At 71.1% G+C, this 21,689-nt stretch carries 9 protein-coding genes and 4 pseudogenes; 8 read left to right on the forward strand and 5 right to left on the reverse strand.

The genetic code is table 11. The features are described 5' to 3' along the window. Positions 1-42: 42 nt before the first annotated feature. The 3 genes from otsA to otsB form a co-directional block, all read right to left on the reverse strand. The gene (otsA, locus tag OJJOAM_RS06715; RefSeq protein ID WP_422649280.1) at positions 43-1,470 is read right to left on the reverse strand and encodes an alpha,alpha-trehalose-phosphate synthase (UDP-forming); all 1,428 of its coding nucleotides are present in this window, start codon (positions 1,468-1,470) and stop codon (positions 43-45) included. A 55-nt stretch (positions 1,471-1,525) separates the two neighbouring features. Beyond that, positions 1,526-3,283, reverse strand: a complete 1,758-nt coding sequence (locus tag OJJOAM_RS06720; protein WP_422649523.1) for a glycoside hydrolase family 15 protein — start codon at positions 3,281-3,283, stop codon at positions 1,526-1,528. Between the two features lie 91 nt (positions 3,284-3,374). After that, the gene (gene otsB / locus OJJOAM_RS06725) at positions 3,375-4,331 is read right to left on the reverse strand and encodes a trehalose-phosphatase (RefSeq protein WP_422649281.1); all 957 of its coding nucleotides are present in this window, start codon (positions 4,329-4,331) and stop codon (positions 3,375-3,377) included. Positions 4,332-4,673: 342 nt separating this feature from the next. Here otsB and ilvA point away from each other — a divergent pair, with 342 nt between their 5' ends. The 7 genes and pseudogenes from ilvA (at position 4,674) to OJJOAM_RS06760 (ending at position 13,794) form a co-directional block, all read left to right on the forward strand. After that, the gene (ilvA, locus tag OJJOAM_RS06730; RefSeq protein WP_265633228.1) at positions 4,674-6,212 is read left to right on the forward strand and encodes a threonine ammonia-lyase, biosynthetic; all 1,539 of its coding nucleotides are present in this window, start codon (positions 4,674-4,676) and stop codon (positions 6,210-6,212) included. A gap of 202 nt (positions 6,213-6,414) precedes the next feature. Next, a complete protein-coding gene (gene queF / locus OJJOAM_RS06735; protein WP_422649282.1) occupies positions 6,415-7,248 on the forward strand; it encodes an NADPH-dependent 7-cyano-7-deazaguanine reductase QueF in 834 nt (277 codons plus the stop codon). Positions 7,249-7,373: 125 nt separating this feature from the next. Continuing rightward, positions 7,374-8,636: a TetR/AcrR family transcriptional regulator gene (locus OJJOAM_RS06740; protein WP_422649283.1), complete on the forward strand. Its 1,263-nt coding sequence runs from the start codon at positions 7,374-7,376 to the stop codon at positions 8,634-8,636. Positions 8,637-8,751: 115 nt separating this feature from the next. Next, positions 8,752-9,773 (forward strand): annotated as a pseudogene (locus OJJOAM_RS06745) (HlyD family secretion protein). Continuing rightward, positions 9,770-10,798: an ABC transporter ATP-binding protein gene (locus tag OJJOAM_RS06750; protein ID WP_422649284.1), complete on the forward strand. Its 1,029-nt coding sequence runs from the start codon at positions 9,770-9,772 to the stop codon at positions 10,796-10,798. Before OJJOAM_RS06745 ends, OJJOAM_RS06750 begins: the two are co-directional and overlap by 4 nt. 32 nt (positions 10,799-10,830) lie before the next feature. Beyond that, positions 10,831-11,994: an ABC transporter permease gene (locus OJJOAM_RS06755; RefSeq protein WP_422649285.1), complete on the forward strand. Its 1,164-nt coding sequence runs from the start codon at positions 10,831-10,833 to the stop codon at positions 11,992-11,994. Positions 11,995-12,149: 155 nt separating this feature from the next. Further along, positions 12,150-13,794: pseudogene (locus OJJOAM_RS06760) on the forward strand (TolC family protein). A 32-nt stretch (positions 13,795-13,826) separates the two neighbouring features. Here the strand turns inward: OJJOAM_RS06760 and OJJOAM_RS06765 are convergent. Together OJJOAM_RS06765 and OJJOAM_RS06770 are read right to left on the reverse strand one after the other, a co-directional pair. Beyond that, positions 13,827-14,396, reverse strand: coding sequence for an ankyrin repeat domain-containing protein (locus OJJOAM_RS06765; RefSeq protein WP_422649286.1), 570 nt, complete (start codon positions 14,394-14,396; stop codon positions 13,827-13,829). 559 nt (positions 14,397-14,955) lie between these two features. Continuing rightward, positions 14,956-15,462 (reverse strand): annotated as a pseudogene (locus OJJOAM_RS06770) (hypothetical protein); the annotation flags it as partial. Positions 15,463-15,698: 236 nt separating this feature from the next. Between OJJOAM_RS06770 and uvrA the strand changes: the two are divergent. Continuing rightward, a pseudogene (gene uvrA / locus OJJOAM_RS06775) lies at positions 15,699-21,615 on the forward strand (excinuclease ABC subunit UvrA). Positions 21,616-21,689: the final 74 nt, after the last annotated feature.

A 21,689-nucleotide genomic window follows, 5' to 3' on the forward strand; every position in this document is an offset into this window, starting at 1 on the left:
GGGCTGCGGGCGAGGCCCCTGCTCGATGCGTTCCCCGCCCCCTCACGGGGCGAGGGAATCAAGCCGGGGGCCTTCCATCACCCCCTGATCGCTCTCCGCCAGGCTGCGCAGGTATTCGCGGCTCCACCAGTGCACGTCCTGTGCGCGGATGTTCTCCAGCAGCTTCTGATGCCGGCTCTGCCGCTCGGCCAGCGGCATGTGCAGCGCCTGCTGGATCGCCTGCGCGGTGCCTTGGACGTCGTAGGGATTGACCAGCAGCGCTTCCTTCAGCTGCTCGGCCGCGCCGGCGAAGCGCGACAGCACCAGCACGCCGGGATCGTCCGGGTCCTGCGCGGCGATATATTCCTTGGCGACCAGGTTCATGCCGTCGCGCAGCGGCGTCACCAGCGCGACGCGCGCCGCGCGGCACAGCCCCGGCAGGCGCCGGCGCGACGTGGTGCGGTGGATATAGCGGATCGGCATCCAGTCCAGTTCGCCATACTCGCCGTTGATCGCCCCGGACATGCCCTCCAGCTGGCGGCGCAGATCGGCATAGGCGTCGACGGACTCGCGCGAGGGCGCGGCGATCTGGATCAGCGTGGCGCTCGAACGGTTCTCCGGATACTGCGCCAGCAGCGCCTGGAACGCCTTCAGCCGCTCCGGCAGCCCCTTCGAATAGTCCATCCGGTCCACGCCCAGCAGCAGCCGCCGGCGCGCGTACTGGGCCATCATCATCTCGTAGGTTTCCTGCGCCTCGTGGCCCTTGCCCAGCGAGACGAACTCGTCGACGTCGATGCCGATCGGAAACGCCTGCGCCCGCACGGTGCGATGGAAGGCGCGGTAGCGGTGGTCGCCCATCGGCTCGGCGCCGGCCTCGGACTGCGCGTAGCGCGCGAAGTGCTCGAGGTCGGCCTGGCTCTGGAAGCCGATCAGGTCGTAGGCGAACAGCGCGCGCATCAGCCATTCGTGCTGCGGAATGGTGGTCAGGATCGGCGGCGGCGGCAGCGGGATATGGAGGAAGAAACCGATGCGCTGGCCGCATCCCATCGCCCGCAGTTCCGCGGCCAGCGGAATCAGGTGATAGTCGTGGATCCAGATCATGTCGTCCGGCCGCAGCAGCGGCGCCAGCTTGCGCGCGAACAGCTGGTTGACGCGGCGGTAGACGTTCAGATGGCCGGCATCGAAATCGGCGAGATCGACGCGGTAGTGGAACACCGGCCACAGCACGCCGTTGCTGTAGCCGAGGTAGTAGGCGTCGTGGTCCTCGCGGCTCAGGTCGACCGTGGCCAGCGTCACGTCGCCGGCATGCTGCAGATGCAGTTCGCCTTCTCCGGGCGTGCCACCCTGCGCGGTCTCGACGACCCGGCCGCTCCAGCCGAACCAGAGCCCGCCGGTGGCATTCAGCGTTTCGCCGAGCGCCACCGCCAAACCGCCCGCGGCGGCATTGCGGGGGTCGGCGACGCGGTTGGATACCGCTACCAGTCTTGACATAGGCCTCCTGTGTGGCGGCGCGCCGGCGCGCGCCGCCCGTTGAATCGGGGCCGGCTCAGATCACCGCGTCCCATGGCGACGACAGGCGCATCGCGCCGTTGATCAGGCCGACCATCGAATAGGTCTGCGGGAAGTTGCCCCACATTTCGCCGGTGACCGGATGCGTGTCCTCGGACAGCAGGCCGAGCGGATTGCGCGCGGCCAGCATCGCCTCGAAGATCTCGCGTGCCTGTTCCTTGCGGCCGATGCGCGCGAGCGCATCGATCCGCCAGAAGGTGCAGATGTTGAAGGCGGTCTCGGGCTTGCCGAAATCGTCGGGCGCCTCGTAGCGCCGCATGTACGGGCCGTCGCACAGCACCTCTTCCAGCCGCTCGAGGGTGGCGACGAAGCGCGCGTCGCGCGGATCGATGAAGCCGACCTCGGCCATCAGCAGCACGCTGGCGTCGAGCTCGCGTCCGCCGAAGCTCTCGGCGAAGGCCTGGCGTTCCTCGCTCCACGATTCGCGCAGGATGCGCTCGCGCATCGCGTCCGCATGCTTGCGCCAGTAGGCCGCGCGCGCCGGCAGCTGCAGCTCGTCGCCGATCTTGGCGAGCCGGTCGCAGGCCGCCCAGCTCATCAGCGCGGACGAGGTATGCACCCGGGCACGCGTGCGCAGCTCCCACATGCCGGCGTCGGGCGTGCCGAACACGCGCACCGCCTGCTCGCCCACCTGCTCCAGCACGCGGTATTCGGCCGGGCCGCCGCGATGGAGCAGCCGGTGGTCGTGGAAGGCCTGCGCGGCGCCGAGCACCACGTTGCCGTAGACGTCGTGCTGGAAGTGTTCCTGCGCCTGGTTGCCGACCCGCACCGGGCCCATGCCGCGGTAGCCGGCGACATGGTCGAGCACGCTCTCGGGCAGCTCCCGTTCGAGGCCGATGCCGTACAGCGGCTGGATATGGCCGTCCTTGGACTGCATCACCACATTGGACATCCAGCGCAGGTAGTCCTCCATGGTGCCCACCTCGGACAGGCTGTTGAGCGCGCGGATCACGAAGAAGGCGTCGCGCAGCCAGCAGAAGCGATAGTCCCAGTTGCGGCCGCTGTGCGGCGCCTCGGGAATGCTGGTGGTCATCGCGGCGACGATCGCGCCGGTCTCCTCGTACAGCGACATCTTCAGCGTGATGGCGGCGCGGATCACCGCGTCCTGCCATTCGCGCGGCACCGCCAGCCGGCGCGTCCACAGCTTCCAGTAAGAGATGGTCTCCTGCTCGAAGTCGCGCGCGGTCTCGTCGACGCCGTGCTGCAGCGTCTCGTCGGGGCCGAGGATGAAGTTCATGCCCTGCGTGACCAGGAACGGCGTGTTGGCCATCACATAGGTCAGCGGCGCATCGGTGGTCATGCGCAGCGTCATGTCGTCGCCGATGAAGCGGACGTGGCTGCTGCCGCGCGAGATCTGCGGCACCGTGCGGCCCCAGTTGAAGCGCGGCGCGATGCAGACCCGCACACGCGGCGCGCCCTTGATCGGGCGGATGCGCCGCACCAGCGTCAAGGGGCGGAAATAGCGGCCGAGGCGGAAGAAGCGCGGCGCGAAATCGGTGATCTCGAGGCAGTTGCCGTGGCGGTCGGTCAGGCGCGTGCGCAGCACCGCGGTGTTCGGCTCGTACCATTGCCGCGATTCGGCGAAGTCCTCGATCTCGATCGAGAAATGGCCGCCGTTCTCGCTCGGGTCGAGCAGCGCGTTGAAGACCGGATCGCCGTCGAAGCGCGGCAGGCAGCACCAGACGATGCGGCCGCGCGAATCGACCAGCGCCGAGAAGGCGCAATTGCCGATCATGCCCAGCGATAGCGAAGGCGGGCAATATCGCCCGCCCTGCTGTGTGCCGTCGCTGTTGATCTCGTCGGCGCGGTTGCGCGCTACGCCGGATTCAGGCTGACTCACTAACTTCCCCCTTGTCAGGATGAGGTGGACGCGGATGGATTCGTGCCGGTGCCGGACGGCGCCGCAGCGGCGGCAGCGGCGGCAGCGGTGTCGGCATTGGCGTCGGCAGCGGTGCCGGCGCGGGTGTCGGTACCGGCGGCATGCGCGGAGGATGGCCCGCCGGCCTCGCCATCTCACGGGCGGGACCGGCAGCGCCGGCAACACCGGAAACACCGCCATCGAGCGCCTTCGCGCTCCGATGCAGCCAGGCGCGCAGGTCCGCGGGCGCCGGCACGCTGACGGTGGCGGCGCTCTGCCGCTGGCCGACCAGCACGCCGACGCCGCCCAGATGGGCGACCATCGCGAAGCCGTCCTCGTCGGTCACGTCGTCGCCGGCGAAGATCGGCATGCGGCCGGCAAACGGCGGCGAGCGCATGATCAGCTCGACCGCGCTGCCCTTGGTGACGCCGGCCGGCTTGACCTCGACCACCATCTTGCCGTGAAGCATTTCGAGTCCGCTGACGTCGCCCAGCGCCTGGGCAACCTGCTCGCGCACCAGCGTCTCGAGCTCGGGCGCGGCGCGGTAGTGCACCGCCAGCGCCATCGGCTTGCGCTCTAGCCGCAGCCCGGGATGGGCCCGCGCGAAATCCTCGAGCCGGCGGTGCAGCCGGTCCAGGTCGGGCGCGGGGACTTCGAGCCGCCGGCCCTCGGCGTCGCGCAGTTCGGCGCCGTGCACGCCCGCGGTGGGCAGCTGCAGCGGCGCCAGGAAGGCGTCAAGTTCGGCGATGGTGCGCCCCGATACGATCGCGACCGCGCCGCCCAGCTGCCGGTGCAGCGTGCGCAGCGTTCCCACCAGTCCCGCTTCGACCTGCACGAGCTCCGGGCGTGGCGCCAGGTCGGCCAGCGTGCCGTCGAAGTCGAGGAATAGCGCGTTATCGGGATCGATCAGCGGAAGGGATGACATCGCCGCACACCGTATCACGTTAGCTTGACGAGCGTCCACCGGACGGCGTCCTACAAGGCGGATGGGTCACCGGTGCACGCACGCCGCCGGCCGGGACGCCCCGGGAGCACCGCGGCGGTGCGGCACGCCAAGGGGCCTGCACCAAGGCGCGGCACCGGGCGCCATGCGGACCCGGCGCCGCCCGATCCTTTATCATTAGCGGTTTCCCGAACGCCAAGGCCGATGCCGGGGCGGCGCAAGCATCGCGCGCCGCGACCCCGAGCCGCCCTGCGCCCCGCCCCTCGGCGCCGGCCCTCCGCCTTCTTCCGTCCATCCAATCCGGCCCCCGCGCCGGTCGTCGACATGACCCGCAAGACAGCCAGCAAACCCGACTACCTGAAGAAGATCCTGACCGCCAAGGTGTACGACGTGGCGCAGGAGACCGAGCTGACCTACGCCCGCGAACTGTCGGCGCGAATTGGCAACGGGGTCTGGTTCAAGCGCGAGGACACCCAGCCGGTGTTCTCGTTCAAGCTGCGCGGCGCCTACAACAAGATGGCCTCGCTGAGCGCCGACGAACTCAAGCGCGGCGTGATCGCCGCCTCGGCCGGCAACCACGCGCAGGGCGTCGCGCTGGCCGCGGCGCGGATGGAGTGCAAGGCCATCATCGCGATGCCGGTGACCACGCCGCAGGTCAAGATCGATGCGGTGCGCAAGCACGGCGGCAAGTGGGTGCAGGTGGTACTGCACGGCGAGTCGTACAGCGACGCCTACCAGCACGCCGCCGAACTGCAGCGCAAGCACAAGCTGACCTTCATCCATCCGTTCGACGATCCCGAGGTGATCGCCGGCCAGGGCACCGTCGCGATGGAAATCCTGCGCCAGCACCCGGGCCCGCTGCACGCGGTCTTCGTCGCCATCGGCGGCGGCGGCCTGATCGCCGGCGTGGCCTCGTACATCAAGGCCGTGCGGCCCGAGATCAAGGTGATCGGCGTGCAGACGGTCGACTCCGACGCGATGAAGCGCTCGATCGAGGCCGGCAAGCGCGTCGAGTTGAAGGACGTGGGCCTGTTCTCGGACGGCACCGCGGTCAAGCTGGCCGGCAAGGAGACCTTCCGCATCGCGCGCGAATTGGTCGACGAGATCGTGCTGGTCGACACCGACGCGCTGTGCGCCGGCGTCAAGGACGTGTTCCAGGACACCCGCAGCATCCTCGAGCCCTCGGGCGCGCTGGCCGTCGCCGGCCTGAAGGCCTATGCCGAGCGCGAGAAGCTCAAGGGCAAGAACCTGGTGGCGATCGCCTCGGGCGCCAACATGAACTTCGACCGCCTGCGCTTCGTGGCCGAGCGGGCCGAGGTCGGCGAGGCGCGCGAGGCGGTGTTCGCGGTGACCATCCCCGAGGAGCGCGGCAGCTTCCGCCGCTTCTGCGAGCAGCTGGGCACGCGCAACGTGACCGAGTTCAACTACCGGATCGCCGACAACCAGCTCGCCCACATCTTCGTCGGCGTGCAGATCGGCAGCCGCGCCGAGAGCGACAAGATCGCCGCGAGCTTCCGCCGCCATGGCTTTGCGGCGCTGGACCTGTCCAACGACGAACTGGCCAAGCAGCACATCCGCTATATGGTCGGCGGGCACTCGGCGCTGGCGCAGGACGAGCTGCTGTACCGCTTCGAATTCCCTGAGCGTCCGGGCGCGCTGATGAAGTTCCTGTCGAGCATGAGCCCGAACTGGAACATCAGCCTGTTCCACTACCGCAACCAGGGCGCCGACACGTCCAACATCCTGGTCGGCATCCAGGTGCCGAAGAACGAGAAGCGCGAATTCCGGGCCTTCCTTGCCACGCTCGGTTACTTACACTGGGAAGAAACCGACAATCCGGTCTACAAGCTGTTCCTGGCGTGACGGGGGCTGCCGTCCGCCGCCGGATCGCTCGGTTGCCGAACCGCCAGATCGCCGAAAACGCTTGATCGACGGATCGTCGAACCGCCGAACCGCCGAACCGCCGAACCGCCGAACCGCCGAACCGCTGAACCGCTGAACCGCTGAACCGCTGAACCGCTGAACCGCTGAATAGCTGAATAGCGGAACCCCGACAGGAGTCCTCATGACCGTGCCCGAACATTCGCCGCTGGGCAAAGTCTCGGCCTACAAGACCGAGTACGACGCCAGCCTGCTGTTTCCGATCCCGCGCGCGCCCAAGCGCGCCGAGATCGGCCTGCCCGACGGCCGCGCGGTGCCGTTCTTCGGCGTGGACATCTGGAATGCCTACGAGCTGTCCTGGCTCAATCCGAAGGGCAAGCCCCAGGTCGCGCTGGCCAGCTTCATCATCCCGGCCGACACGCCGAACATCATCGAATCGAAGTCGTTCAAGCTGTACCTGAACAGCTTCAACCAGACCCGGCTGGAATCGCCGGAGGCGCTGCAGCAGCTGCTGCGCAACGACCTGTCCGAAGCCACCGGCGGCGCGGTGCAGGTGCGCCTGACCGCCGAGACCGACTTCGCCCGCCAGCAGATGGGCGAGCTCGACGGCCTGCTGCTGGACCGGCTCGATATCGAGACCGACATCTACGAGCCGGCGCCGCAACTGCTGCGCGCCGACCAGGAAGAGACGCCGGTCGAGGAGACGCTGGTCTCGCATCTGCTCAAGTCGAACTGCCTGGTCACCGGCCAGCCCGACTGGGGCAGCGTGCAGATCCGCTATGTCGGCGCGCCGATCGACCAGGAAGGGCTGCTGAAGTACCTGATCTCGTTCCGCAACCACAACGAGTTCCACGAGCAGTGCGTCGAGCGCATCTTCATGGACGTGCTGCGCCAGTGCAAGCCGGTCAAGCTGGCGGTCTACGCGCGCTATACCCGCCGCGGCGGCCTCGACATCAATCCGTTCCGCACCAACTTCAACACGCCGTGGCCGGATAACCGGCGCAACGCGCGGCAGTAAGACCCCTCTCCGAAGACAAGGCCGGGCCGGCGTCGGCGCGACAGCGCTGCGCCGGCCTTCTTTGTAACAGGCCTTGAATTAATTAATGTGCCAATTAATATCCAGCACACAAGATCGCTTCCGCCATGACCGCTCGCCGTTCCCGCTCTTCCACCGCTTACCCTGCCGCCCTGCCCGCTTCGCCGCAGGAGCCGCCGCCGCTGCGCCGGCCCGGCCGTCCCGGGCGTAGCGGCCCGGCGGGCAAGGGCCTGAGCAGCGCGCCGCCGCGCGGCCCGGGCCGTACGCTTGCCGCCGAGGACCAGCGCGAGCGCCTGCTGGACGCCGCCGTGACGCTGTTTGCCGAGCACGGCATCGCGGCGACCCAGGTCAAGGCCATCGCCGCCCGTGCCGGCGTGACGCCGGCGCTGGTCCACTACTACTTCGGCGACCGCGGCCGTCTGCTCGATGCGGTGGCCGAGGAACGGCTGGGGCCGCTGGTGGACCGGGTCTTTGCGCCGGCCGGGCCGGGTGATGCCGCTGCTGGCGCCGGAAGTGGTGCCGGGGCCGTAGCTGGTGCTGGTGCTGGTGCTGGTGCTGGTGCTGGTGCTGGTGCTGGTGCTGGTGCTGGTGCTGGTGCTGGTGCCGGTGCCGGTGCCGGTGCGGGTGCGGGTGCGGGTGCGGGTGCTGGTGCCGGGGCCGGGACCGAGGCCGAGGCCGGGGCCGGGGCCGGCGCAAGAGCAGCAACCGAAATCGATGCTTCCGACCCGGTCGCCGACCCCGCCGCGCTGCTGGCCGGCATCGCCGAGCGGCTGATCCGCGCGGCGGTGGCCACGCCATGGTTTCCGGCCCTGTGGGTGCGCGAGATCGTCACCGGCGAGGGCCAGCTGCGCGAACGCGTGATGCAGCGCTTCGGGCTGCAGCGGCTGGGCGTCGTGGTCGCCGCGCTGAGCGAGGCGCGCGAGCGCGGCCAGATCGACGCCGCGCTGGCCCCGCCGCTGCTGATGGTCTCGGTGATCGGCCTGGCGCTGCTGCCGCTGGCCACCGGCCATATCTGGCGGCGCCTCGCCGGGGGCCGATGCGGTCGATGTCGACGCCATGGTCGCGCATGCGCGCGCGCTGCTGACGCATGGCATCCGTCCCGCGGAACGCCCCTCTACCCACCCCTCTACCCACCCCCTCTACCCACGCCCCTACCCCCGCCTCCGCCCAGGCCTCTACCCAGGCCTCTGCCCACGCCGCTGGTCTGCCCGAGGCACGGCCCACGGATCGCCGCAAGGGCCGCGCCCCCGATCGCCGCTGACACCACCGAATCGCCCCGCCGCCATGCCCGCCGCCGATATTCCGCAGACCGATTGCCATCCACCCGCATCGCCTCCGGCAGATCGACGGCGCGCATGGTTACGGGTTGAAGCGCCGGCGGCGCTGGCTCGGGCCTGGACGCTGGCCCCGGCGGCGGCCGGCGCGCTGGCGGCGCTGGCTCGGGCCTGGGCGCTGGCCCCGGCGGCGGCCGGCACGCTGGCGGCGCTGGCTCGGGCCTGGGCGCTGGCCCCGGCAGGGGCCGGCACGCTGGCGGCGGCGCTGGTCCTGTCCGGCTGCGGCGACGCGCCCCCGCCCGCTGGCAAGGCTATGTCGAAGGCGAGTTCGTCCATCTCGCCTCGCCCTTCGCCGGACGGCTGGAGCGCCTGAGCGTCGAGCGCGGCCAGCAGGTCGCCGCCGGCGCGCCGCTGTTCGCGCTGGAGACCGAGGAAGAATCGACCGCCCGCGCACAGGCGGTCGCGCAGCTCGAAGCCGCGCAGGCCGAGCTCGCCGATCTGCAGACGGGCCGGCGCCCCCCGGAAATCGACGCCGTCCGCGCGCAACTGGCGCAGGCCGAGGCCGCCGCGCAGCGCAGCGCCGCCGCGCTGGCGCGCGACGAGGCCCAGTTGCGCATCGGCGCGATCCCGCAGGCCCAGCTCGAACAGAGCCGCGCCACCGCCCAGGCCGACGCCGCGCGGGTGCGCGAGCTGCGCAGCGATCTGGCGGTGGCCCGACTGCCCGGACGCGAAGCGCGCCGCGCCGCGCAACAGGCCCAGGTCGAGGCCGCGCGTGCCGCGCTGGCGCAGGCCGACTGGCGGCTGTCGCGCAAGGCCATCGCCGCGCCCGCGGGCAGCCTGGTCTACGACACGCTCTACCGGCAGGGCGAATGGGTGCCGGCCGGCAGTCCCGTGGTGCGGCTGCTGCCGCCGGGCAACGTCAAGGTGCGCTTCTTCGTGCCCGAAGCGGCGGTCGGCACGCTGCGGGCCGGGCAAACCGTACGGCTGACCTGCGACGGCTGCGGCGCCGCGATCCCCGCCACGATCCGCTACGTCTCCAGCCAGGCCGAATACACGCCGCCGGTGATCTACAGCAACGAGACGCGGCGCAAGCTGGTCTTCCTGGTCGAGGCCCGTCCGGCGCCGGCCGACGCGGCGCGGCTGCATCCGGGCCAGCCGGTGGAGGTCGAGCCGGCTGCGGCGGCAACGAACGAAACGGCCCCAACGGCCCCCGCAAGTGGAGGGCGGCCATGAACGACAGCGCGCCAGCCGACACTCCGACGATCGAGCGCGATGCCCCCGAACTGGCGATCGACGTGCACGACCTGGGCAAGCGCTTCGGCGACAAGCAGGTGGTCGACGGCCTGACGCTGCAGGTGCGCCGCGGCGAGATCTTCGGCTTCCTCGGCCCCAACGGCAGCGGCAAGACCACGTCGATCCGCATGATGTGCGGGCTGCTGACGCCCGACGCGGGCCACGGCACCTGCCTGGGCTTCGACATCCTGCGCGACAGCGCGCAGATCAAGCGCCGCGTCGGCTATATGACGCAGAAGTTCTCGTACTGGGAAGACCTGTCGATCCGCGAGAACCTCGACTTCGTCGCGCGCGTCTACGGCGTGCCCGATCGCAAGGCGGCGGTCGAGCGCGCGCTCGACGGACTGGGCTTGGCCAGCCGCGCGCGCCAGCTGGCCGGCGCACTGTCGGGCGGCTGGAAGCAGCGGCTGGCGCTGGCCGCCTGCCTGCTGCACGAACCGGAGCTGCTGCTGCTCGACGAGCCCACCGCCGGCGTCGATCCGAAGGCGCGGCGCGATTTCTGGGAGCAACTGCATCGGCTCGCCGCGTACGGCATCTCGGTGCTGGTCAGCACGCACTACATGGATGAGGCCGAGCGCTGCCACAAGCTCGCCTACATCGCCTACGGCAAGTTGCTGGCGCAGGGCACCGCCGAGCAGGTGGTGGCGGCACAGGGCCTGTCGACCTGGTCGGTCGAGGGCGGCGACCTGAACGCGCTGTCGCGCCGGCTCGCCGACGAAGCGGCGGTCGAGCAGACCGTGGTGTTCGGCAACGCGCTGCATGTGACCGGCCGCGACGCCGCCGCGCTGGAAGCCACGCTGCGGCGGCTGGCCGGCGAGGGCCGGCACCGGATCGCGCCGGTGGACACCAGCCTGGAGGACGTGTTCATCCACATGATGAACCGGGCGGACGACAACATGCGGGCCGACAACGACCGGCGCGCCGATCAGCGGGCCGCCGGGCATGCAGGGGGGGCCGGATCGTGAGGGGCGATGCGAGTGGCCACGCGAGAGGCGAAATGAAAGGCGATGCGCGCGCCGGCGAAGCGCCCCTCGGCTTCTCGCTGCGGCGCTGGTGGAGCATCGTGCTGAAGGAATTCCTGCAGCTGCGCCGCGACCGCGTGACGTTCGGCATGATCGTCGGGCTGCCGGTGCTGCAGCTGCTGCTGTTCGGCTTCGCCATCAATACCGATCCGCGCCAGTTGCCCACCGGCGTGATCGCCGCCGACCACAGCGAATTCACGCGCTCGCTGGTGGCCAGCATGCAGGCTTCGCGCTATTTCCGCGTGGTCGGCACGCTGCCGGACGAGGCGGCGGGACGCGAGGCGCTGATGCGCGGGGAGCTGCAGTTCGTCGTCACCATCCCGCCCGATTTCACGCGCCGGCTGCTGCGCGGCGAACGGCCCGCGGTGCTGGTCGAGGCCGACGCCACCGATCCGTCGGCGACCGGCGCCGCGCTGGCCGCGCTGGCGCAGATGCCGGTCGCGGTCGCCGACAAGGACCTGAAGGGCCCGCTGGCGCCGCTCGCCGGCGGCAAGCCGGCCTTCGACGTGCAGGTGCACCGGCTCTACAACCCCGAGGGCCTGACCCAGTACAACATCGTGCCGGGCCTGATGGGCGTGATCCTGTCGATGACGATGGTGATGATGACCGGGCTGGCGATGACGCGCGAACGCGAGCGCGGCACGATGGAGAACCTGCTCGCCACCCCGGTGCGCCCGCTCGAGGTGATGAGCGGCAAGATCGTGCCCTATGTCTTCATCGGGCTGATCCAGAGCACCATCATCCTGCTGGCGGCGCGCTGGGTCTTCGGCGTGCCCTTCGTCGGCTCGGTGGTCGCGGTCTATCTGGCCGCGCTGCTGTTCATCGCCGCCAACCTGACGGTCGGCATCACGCTGTCGTCGCTGGCGCAGAACCAGCTGCAGGCGATGCAGCTGACCTTCTTCTACTTCCTGCCGGGCATCCTGCTGTCGGGCTTCATGTTCCCGTTCCAGGGCATGCCGCAGTGGGCGCAGGCGATCGGCAACCTGCTGCCGATGACGTATTTCCACCGGATGATCCGCGGCATCCTGCTCAAGGGCAGCGGCTGGGCGGAGCTCTGGCCCAATGTCTGGCCGCTGCTGCTGTTCACCGCGGTGGTGATGGCGATCGCGGTGCGCTTCTATCGCCGGACGCTGGACTGAGGGCCGGTGAGATTGTGATGGCCGATGCGACTGTGCCTCCGATGCGGCTGTGACCCCAATGCTGCTGTGACAGCCGATGCGAATGCGACCACCGACGGGACTGTGACGACCGACCGACGCGTTCGCCGAACCTCGATCCCTGCAAGGAGATTGCGATGACCCTGTCCGCGTTCCGATGCAAGCGGATGGCGCCGCTGGCCGCTGCCGCCGCGTTGCTGGCCGGCTGCGCGGCCGGCCCGGACTTCGTCGCACCGCCCGCGCCGGACGGCGCGCGCCACGGCGCAGCGCCCTCGCCTTCGACGACGGCCTCCGCGCCGGTGCCGCACGGCCACGCGCAGCGACTGGTCGATGGCGCGGACGTGCCGGCGCAGTGGTGGTCGCTGTTCGGCAGCCCCGCGCTCGATGGCGCCATCCGCACCGCGCTCGCCAACAGCCCGACGCTGGCGCAGGCGCAAGCCAGCCTCGAGCGCGCGCAGCACGACTACGCGGCGGCGGCCGGCATCGCGCAGTGGCCCGCCATCGACGCGCGCCTCGACGCCGCGCGCCAGCAGGTCAATATCGAGTCGATGGGCATCACCGCGTTCCCCAGTCCCCCGCCCTTCACGCTGTACGGCGCCTCGGTGCGGGTCTCTTACGTGCTGGACCTGTTCGGCGCGCAGCGGCGCGAACTGGAAGGCTTGCGCGCGGCGGTGGATTTCCAGCGCTTCGAGCTGGAGGCCGCGCGGCTGTCGCTCGCCGCCAATGTCGCCACCGCCGCCATCCGCGAGGCCAGCCTGCGCGCGCAGATCGAGGACACCGAGGCGCTGATCGACGCACAGCGGCGGCAGCTGGCGATCGTCGAGCAAGGGGTCGCGCTGGGCGGGACCGCGAGGGTCGAAGCGGAGCGCCAACGCGGCGAACTGGCGCAGACCGAGGCACTGCTGCCTGGCCTGACGCGGCAGTTGGCGGCGACGCGCCATCAGCTCGCGATTTATCTGGGATTGCCGCCGGCAGCGGCGGCCGAGCCGGCGAGCGAACTGGCGGGCGACCCGGCGAGCGGACCGGCGGCCGAACCTGGGGCGGACAGCGAGGCGGGACAGGCGGCTTCCAACGCGCCGGCCACCGCCGTGCCGATATTCCGCCTTGCCGAACTGCGGCTGCCCGACACCTTGCCGGTCAGCCTGCCCTCGACGCTGGCGCGCCGGCGTCCCGATATCCGCGCGGCCGAGGCGCTGCTGCACCGGGCCAGCGCCGATATCGGCGTCGCCACCGCCAACCTGTATCCGAGCCTGACGCTGTCGGCGAGCGCGGGCACGCAGTCGCGCAGCGGCGGCGACCTCTTCGATCACCTCAATGTATGGAATATCGCCGCGGGACTGGTGCAGCCGGTGTTTCGGGGGCGGCGCGCTGCGGGCGCGGCAACGCGCGGCGGAGGCGGCCTATCGCCAGGCGCTGGCGGCGCACCGGCAGGCGGTGCTGCAGGGGCTGCGGGAGGTCGCCGATGCGCTGCAGGCGGTGCACAGCGATGCCGCCACGCTGCGCGCGCGGGCCGAAGCGGCCCAGCGCGCCGCCGCCACGCTGGCCATCGTCACCGAGCAATACCGGCTCGGCGGCGTCAGCCAGCTGGCGCTGATCGACGCGCAACGCCAGCATCGCGAAACCATGTTGGCGCTGACGCGCGCCAGTGCCGATCGCCTGGCCGATTCGGCGGCCCTGCTGCAGGCCCTCGGCGGCGGCTGGTGGCAAACCGAGGCCGAAGCCGAAGCCGATGCCCCGCCGCAGGACCGGGCCGCCGGCCCCGCGACCACGGCCTTGCGCTGAAGCGTCGGCCCTGCGTTCAAGCTCGGCACCCCTCAGACCGGTGCGTTCGACGCCGGGGCCAGCAGCGCGGCGACTTCGCGCTGTCCCGCGGCCTGCGCCAGCGTCAGCGCGGTGTGCCCCTTCGCATTGCGAAGCTGCGCTTGGGCGCCGGCATCGAGCAGCAGCCTGACCACGGCGACGTCGCCGGACCGTGCGGCGAACATCAGCGGCGTCATGCCCTGCTGGTCCGCCGCATCGACACCGACACCGGCACCGGCCTGCAGCAGCAAGGCCACCGTGCGCGCCCGCACCGCCGGGGATCGCCCCAGCTCGTCGCTCGCCGCCGCCAGCAGCAACGGCGTGCGCAGCGCCGCATTGCGCTGCTGCAGGCTATCGCCGGCGCCATGCATCAGCAGCATCGCCACCACCTCCGGGTGCAGCGCCGCTGCCGCGTAGCCGAGCGGCGTCCAGCCTTCGGCCTGGCACGCCCGCGGATCGGCGCCCGCGGCCAGCAGCGTCGCGGCCACGTCCGCATGGCCGTAGACCGCGGCGCGCATCAGCGGCGTGCGGCGCGCGGCGTCGTGCCCGTCGACCGCGGCGCCATGTTGGAGCAGCAGCGCCACCGCCTCGCGCCGTCCGGAAGGTGGCGGCGCGCGCCAGCGGCGTCTCGCCGTCGGGAAAGGAAGCCAGGTCGATCAGCCAGGTGCCGTGCGGCTGCGCGGCCGCGATCAGTTCGCGCATCGCCGCCAGGTGGCCGCGCCCGGCGGCGATGGCCAGCGCCCCGTGTCCGCGCGGCGACAGCGGCAGCGACAACGATTCGGCGCGCGCCAGCCACGGCGCCAGTTGCGCCACGTCGCCGCTGCCGGCGGCGTGGGCCAGCTCGTCGGTGCCACTGCGTGCGAGCCAGCCGAGATAGTCCGAGACCAGTTCGCCGACGGTGGCCGACAGCGCCGCGTCGTCCGCCAGCGTGTCGGCCGCCAGCGCCACCGGCGGCTGATGGTCGCCATTGCGGGCCGACAGCGCCAGCTTCGCGGCATGGGTGCCCTGGTACTCCAGCTGGCGCAGCAGCGCGCGTACCAGCTGCGGCGCGGGCGGCCGGACCAGGAAGGCCAGATGCAGCGCGGTATCGCCGTTGGCATTGGTCAGCGCCGGATCGGCGCCGTGCCGCAGCAGCGGTTCGACGGTCTTCAGATCGCCACCGGCGAGCATCGCCAGGTGCAGCGCGGTATTGCCATCGCGGTCCGGCACCCGCAGCAGCGCGGGCTGGCTGGCGGCGAGCGTGTCGATCGCCGCGGCGTCGCCGCGCATGATGGCGGCATGCAGGGCGGCAACCGCCGCCCCTTCCACGGTGGATACGCCGCCGGCCGCACCGGCAGGTTTGGCGTCGACGAAACTCCTGGTTGTTAGCACCATGCGTGTTCTCCTGGCGTTTGGGGATGGGCGCCGCGGAAGGCGGCGGCGCCGGTTGCCAGCCGAGCGCCGGGATGGCGGGCTGGCGGCGTAAGGACGGCGGTGGACTTGCTGGTGGGAGCAGGCGGCTGCCTGTGGAATCGGGTAGCTGCCGGCGCCGCCGGTGGCGGCTTGTCGTTGCCAGCGGCGGCCGGGGGACTGCGGAGACTGCCGGCGGCGATTCCGGCAGCCGGAGCGGTATGCCGCTCGACCGGACGCGCCCACCGCCGGCGCCGCCATGCTATGGGTGCCGGCTGGCGGAATCTATTGAAAACACCCGGAATCTGTGCAAAGGAGCGCGCCGGCAGAATCGGCGGCAGTCGGTGCGGCGTCCCGCGTCAGGCGGCCATCGGCGGGCCGCCAGGCGGCGTCCGGGTGGCATTCGGACGCGTCCGCGGGACTTTTGCTAAAGTTTACGCCCGACTTTCCACCGCCCCCGGCCTTGGGCGCGGTGCGGCCATCGAAAGGATTCCCCCATGTCTTCCGGCGTCATCCGCATCCGCGGCGCGCGTCAGCACAATCTCAAGCAAGTCGATCTGGACCTGCGCACCGGCGAAATGACGGTGGTCACGGGTCCGTCCGGCTCCGGCAAATCCAGCCTGGTCTTCGACACCCTCTATGCCGAAGGGCAGCGGCGCTATGTCGAGACCTTCAGCGCCTACGCCCGCCAGTTCCTCGATCGCATGGACCGCCCGCAAGTCGAGCGCGTCGAGGGCGTGCCGCCGGCGATCGCGATCGACCAGACCAATCCGGTGCGCAGCTCGCGCTCGACGGTCGGCACCATGACCGAGCTGAACGACCACCTGAAGCTGCTGTTCGCGCGCGCGGCCCAGCTGTTCGACCGCGAGACCGCGCTGCCGGTGCGCCACGACACCCCCGAGACCATCTACGCCGAGCTGCTCGAACGCACCCGCGACGGCGATCCGCGCCTGGCGGTGACCTTCCCCGTCGAGCTGCCGGAGTCCGCGACCGAGGACGAGATCGCGCAATGGCTGTCGGTCAGCGGCTACACCCGCGTGCAGGCGCAGCGGGTGGTGAACTCGCCGACCGGCCCGCGCAAGATGCTCGACGTGGTGGCCGACCGCTTCCGCCTGCAGCGCGCCGACAAGGCCCGCGTGGTCGAGGCGATCGAGTCCTCGCTGAAACGCGGCGCCGGCCGGGTCGATATCTACGTGCTGCCCGAGGGCGACGCCGCGGAAGCCGCCGACGCCGAAGCGACCATCTGGCGCTTCTCCACCGGCCTGCACTGTCCTGAAAGCGACCTGCGCTATGCAGACCCGCAGCCGGCGCTGTTCTCGTTCAACTCGGCCTACGGCGCCTGCGAGGCCTGCCGCGGCTTCGGCCGCGTGATCGGCGTCGACCTCGGCCTGGTCATTCCCGACGGGCGCAAGACGCTGCGCGAGGGCGCGATCAAGCCGATGCAGACGCCGGCATGGAAGGAGTGCCAGGACGACCTGATGCGCTACGCCGCGCGCGCCGGCATTCCGCGCGACACGCCGTGGGCCGAACTGGACGCAGGCGCAGCGCGACTGGGTCATCGACGGCGATCCCGCCTGGAACGGCAAGTGGAACAGCCAGTGGTACGGCGTGCGCCGCTTCTTCGACTACCTGGAGTCGAAGGCCTACAAGATGCATATCCGCGTGCTGCTGTCGAAGTACCGCAGCTACACGCTGTGCGAGACCTGCGGCGGCGCGCGGCTGAAGACCGAGGCGATGCTGTGGCGCCTGGGCTCGCGCGAGAACGCCGATGCGGTGCTCGATCCCGCCCGCCGCGTGATGCCGCGCGGCGTGGCCTGGCGGCGGGAACAGCTCGAGGCCCTGCCCGGCCTGACCGTGCACGACCTGATGCTGCTGCCGATCGAGCGCATCCGCCGCTTCTTCGACACGCTGACGCTGCCCAGCGCGCTTCTCGACGACGCGCTGAAGCTGCTGCTGACCGAGGTCCGCACGCGCCTGAAGTACCTGTGCGACGTCGGCATCGGCTACCTGACGCTGGACCGCCAGAGCCGCACGCTGTCCGGCGGCGAGGTGCAGCGGATCAACCTGACCACGGCGCTCGGCACCTCGCTGGTCAATACGCTGTTCGTGCTGGACGAGCCCAGCATCGGCCTGCATCCGCGCGACCTGAACCGGATCGTCGAGGCGATGCGGCGGCTGCGCGATGCCGGCAACACGCTGGTCGTGGTCGAACACGATCCGTCGGTGATGCTGGCCGCCGACCGCCTGATCGACATGGGCCCGGGCCCGGGCGAGCGCGGCGGCGAGATCGTCTACGACGGCACGCCGGCCGAGATCCGCCACGCCGGCACGCTGACCGGCCAGTACCTGAGCGGCCAGCGCCGCGTCGCCGATGCATCGGACTGGGTGCGCCGGCCGGTCGACGACACCACGCCGCGGCTGGTGCTCGAAGGCGCCAGCGAGCACAACCTGCAGGACGTCACCGTGTCGATCCCGCTGCAGCGCCTGGTCTGCGTGACCGGCGTGTCGGGCTCCGGCAAGTCGACGCTGATCCAGGACGTGCTGCACCCCGCGCTGGCCCGCCATTTCGGCCGCGCCACCGAAAGCCCCGGCGCGCATCGCGCACTGGTCGGCGCCGAGCAGATCGGCGATGCGGTGTTCGTCGACCAGTCGCCGATCGGCAAGACCGCGCGCTCCAATCCGGCCAGCTATGTCGGCGCCTTCGACGAGATCCGCAAGCTGTTCGCCAAGGCCCCGCTGGCCAGGCAGCGCGGCTATACCGCCGGCACCTTCAGCTTCAACTCGGGCGACGGACGCTGCCCGACCTGCGGCGGCTCGGGCTTCGAGCACGTCGAGATGCAGTTCCTGTCGGACGTCTATCTGCGCTGCCCGGACTGCGACGGCACGCGCTATCGCCCCGAAATCCTCGAGGTCAGGATCGAGCGCGGCGGCCGCGCGCTGGGCATCGCCGACGTGCTGGAGCTGACCGTCAGCGAGGCGGTGGCCCTGTTCGCCGCCGACGCCGAGGTGCTGCGCGTGCTGCAGCCGATCGTCGACGTCGGCCTCGAATACGTGAAGCTGGGCCAGCCGGTGCCGACGCTGTCGGGCGGCGAGGCGCAGCGCCTGAAGCTGGCCGGCTTCCTGGCCGAGACCGCGCAGGCCGCGCGCAAGCGGGTCGCGCCGGACGCCAGCGAAGGGCGGCTCTTCATGTTCGACGAACCGACCACCGGCCTGCACTTCGACGACATCGCCAAGCTGATGCGCGCCTTCGGCAAGCTGCTGGATGGCGGCCATTCGCTGATCGTGATCGAGCACAACCTCGACGTGATCCGCGCCGCCGACTGGCTGATCGATCTCGGCCCGGAAGGCGGCGACGCCGGCGGACAGCTGGTCTGCGCGGGCACGCCGGACGACGTCAAGCGGTGCGCGGCTTCGCATACCGGCGCGGCGCTGCTGCAGTACGAGAACCAGATCGGACGCAGCGACGCGCAGGCCGAGCACGACGCGCTGCGGCTGCAGTCGGCGCACGGCTCGCCGGCGGCCCGCCGCGCGCGGCGCGCGCTGGCCGAGGTCCAGGGCGAGAACGTGGTGCGCATCGTCAACGCGCACGAGCACAACCTGAAGTCGCTGAACGTCGATATCCCGCACAACAAGTTCAACGTGGTGACCGGCGTGTCGGGCTCGGGCAAGTCGACGCTGGCCTTCGACATCCTGTTCCACGAGGGCCAGCGGCGCTATCTCGAATCGCTGAACGCGTACGCGCGCTCGATCGTGCAGCCGGCAGGAAGGCCCGAGGTCGACGCGGTATTCGGCATTCCGCCGACCGTGGCGATCGAGCAGCGCCTGTCGCGCGGCGGCCGCAAGAGCACGGTGGCGACCACCTCCGAGGTCTGGCACTTCCTGCGGCTGCTGTACGTCAAGCTCGGCCTGCAGCACTGCGTGCACGATGGCACGCCGGTCAGCGCGCAGAGCCCCGAATCGATCGTCGCGCAACTGCTGCGCGAATACCGCGGCCAGCACGTCGGCCTGCTGGCGCCGCTGGTGGTGAACCGCAAGGGCGTCTATACCGATCTCGCCAAATGGGCCAAGGCGCGCGGCCATACGCATCTGCGCGTCGACGGCGCCTTCCTGCCGGTCGATCCGTGGCCGCGCCTGGACCGCTTCCGCGAACACACGATCGAGCTGCCGGTCGGCGACGTGGTGGTCTCGCCCGACAACGAGGCGGCGCTGCGCGCGCTGCTGGAGCAGGCGCTCGAGCACGGCAAGGGCGTGATGCATCTGCTGGCGCCGCTGGACGGCCTGCGCGAAGCGTTCGGCAACGGCCACAACGGCGACGGCGTCGGCCAGACCAAGGTCTTCTCGACCAAGCGCGCCTGTCCGCAATGCGGCACCAGCTACCCCGAGCTGGACCCGCGCATGTTCTCGTACAACAGCAAGCATGGCTGGTGCGAGAGCTGCGTCGGCACGGGCCTCGCGCTGACGGGCGAGCAGCGGGCCGCCTATGACGACAGCGTGATCGGCGGCGACGAACGCGGCCGCGAGCAGACGCTGCCGTCCGAGGAGATCGAGCCCGAAGGCGTCGGCCATGCGGCCTGCCCCTCATGCCACGGCACGCGGCTGAACGCGGCCGCGCGCGCGGTCAGCTTCGCCGGCCGCTCGATCGTCGACATCGCGCAGTGGACCGTGTCGCAGACCCGCGCGTGGATCGAGCAGCTGACGCTGGGCGGCCGCGATGCCGAGATCGCGCGCGACGTGGTCAGCGAGATCCGCAGCCGGCTCGAATTCCTCGAGGAGGTCGGCCTGGGCTACCTGAGCCTGGACCGCGCGGCGCCAAGCCTGTCGGGCGGCGAGGCGCAGCGGATCCGGCTGGCGGCGCAGCTCGGCAGCAATCTGCAGGGCGTCTGCTATGTGCTAGACGAGCCGACCATCGGCCTGCATCCGCGCGACAACCGCATCCTGCTCGACGCGCTGCGCAAGCTGGGCGACAAGGGCAACACGCTGGTGGTGGTCGAGCACGACGAGGACACCATCCGCCGCGCCGACCACATCATCGACATCGGTCCCGGCGCCGGCAAGCGCGGGGGCCATGTGGTCGCGCAGGGTGGCGTCGCCGATCTGGCGGCGCAGCCGTCGTCGCTGACCGGGCAGTTCCTGGCCCGCCCGATCGTCCATCCGCTGCAGGCCCGCCGGCCCGTGTCGGCGGCGGCCGCGCGAGGCAAGGCGGGTGCCGCCGACACGGCCGTGCCCGAGCGCTGGCTGACCGTGCACGGCGCCACGCTGCACAACCTGCGCAACGTCACCGCCAGCCTGCCGCTGTCGCGGCTGGTGGCGATCACCGGCGTCAGCGGCTCGGGCAAGTCCACGCTGGCGCGCGATGTGCTGATGACCAACCTGCTCGATGCGGTCGGCCGCTCGGTGCTGTCGTCGCCGGCCACGCGCCGCGCGCGCAAGTCGGCGCAGGCAAGCGAAACCGCGGCGGGCACCGCGGGCGCCAGCAAGGGCGTGAGGAAGCTCGACGTCCAGCATGTCTGGCAGGGCTGCGAGTCGGTGACCGGCTGGGAGGCGATCGACCGCGTGCTCGAGGTCGACCAGACCCCGATCGGCAAGACGCCGCGCTCGTGCCCGGCCACCTACATCGGCGTCTGGGACGCGATCCGCCGGCTGTTCGCCGATACGCTCGAGGCGCGCGCGCGGGGCTATACCGCGTCGCGCTTCTCGTTCAACACCGGCGATGGCCGCTGCCCGGCCTGCGAGGGCCAGGGCGTGCGCACCATCGGCATGAGCTTCCTGCCGGACGTCAAGGTACTGTGCGACGTCTGCCACGGCCAGCGCTTCAACGCGGAGACGCTGGCGGTGTCCTGGCGCGGCCGCAACATCGGCGAGGTGCTGACGATGGAGATCGACGAGGCGGTGGAGTTCTTCGCCGCGCAGTCGAACATCGCGCATCCGCTGCAGTTGCTCAAGGACGTGGGCCTCGGCTACCTGACGCTGGGCCAACCGTCGCCGACGCTGTCGGGCGGCGAAGCGCAGCGGATCAAGCTGGTCACCGAACTGGCCAAGGTGCGCGACGACGTCACGCGCCGCGGCCAGAAGCCGCCGCATACGCTGTACGTGCTGGACGAGCCGACCGTGGGCCTGCATATGGCGGACGTCGCCAGGCTGATCCGCGTGCTGCACCGGCTGGTCGACGGCGGCCACAGCGTGGTGGTGATCGAGCACGACCTCGACGTGATCGCCGAAGCCGACTGGATCATCGACCTCGGTCCGGAAGGCGGCGACGGCGGCGGCACCATCGTCGCGGCGGCGCCACCCGACGTGCTGGCGCGCACGCCGGGCAGCCATACCGGCGCGGCGCTGGTGCCGGTGCTGGCGCGCACCGCGGCGGTCGCGGCCAACGAGGTCGGGCCGAGGGTGGTGCGCGGCGCGGTGGCGTAGCCGCGCGCGATGCGCAGACAGCAGAAGAGGCCGCGCGAGCGGCCTCTTCTGCCATGGGCTCTGGCGAAGCACCG

Origin of the sequence: Cupriavidus sp. H18C1 (genome assembly GCF_049311595.1) — a bacterium.
Classification (GTDB): domain Bacteria; phylum Pseudomonadota; class Gammaproteobacteria; order Burkholderiales; family Burkholderiaceae; genus Cupriavidus; species Cupriavidus cauae.

Coding starts and splice junctions, on each gene's coding strand:
- otsA (WP_422649280.1), bottom strand. CDS start 1,470: ATGTCAAGACTGGTAGCGGTATCCAACCGCGTCGCCGACCCCCGCAAT.
- OJJOAM_RS06720 (WP_422649523.1), bottom strand. CDS start 3,283: ATGATCGGCAATTGCGCCTTCTCGGCGCTGGTCGATTCGCGCGGCCGC.
- otsB (WP_422649281.1), bottom strand. CDS start 4,331: ATGTCATCCCTTCCGCTGATCGATCCCGATAACGCGCTATTCCTCGAC.
- ilvA (WP_265633228.1), top strand. CDS start 4,674: ATGACCCGCAAGACAGCCAGCAAACCCGACTACCTGAAGAAGATCCTG.
- queF (WP_422649282.1), top strand. CDS start 6,415: ATGACCGTGCCCGAACATTCGCCGCTGGGCAAAGTCTCGGCCTACAAG.
- OJJOAM_RS06740 (WP_422649283.1), top strand. CDS start 7,374: ATGACCGCTCGCCGTTCCCGCTCTTCCACCGCTTACCCTGCCGCCCTG.
- OJJOAM_RS06750 (WP_422649284.1), top strand. CDS start 9,770: ATGAACGACAGCGCGCCAGCCGACACTCCGACGATCGAGCGCGATGCC.
- OJJOAM_RS06755 (WP_422649285.1), top strand. CDS start 10,831: ATGAAAGGCGATGCGCGCGCCGGCGAAGCGCCCCTCGGCTTCTCGCTG.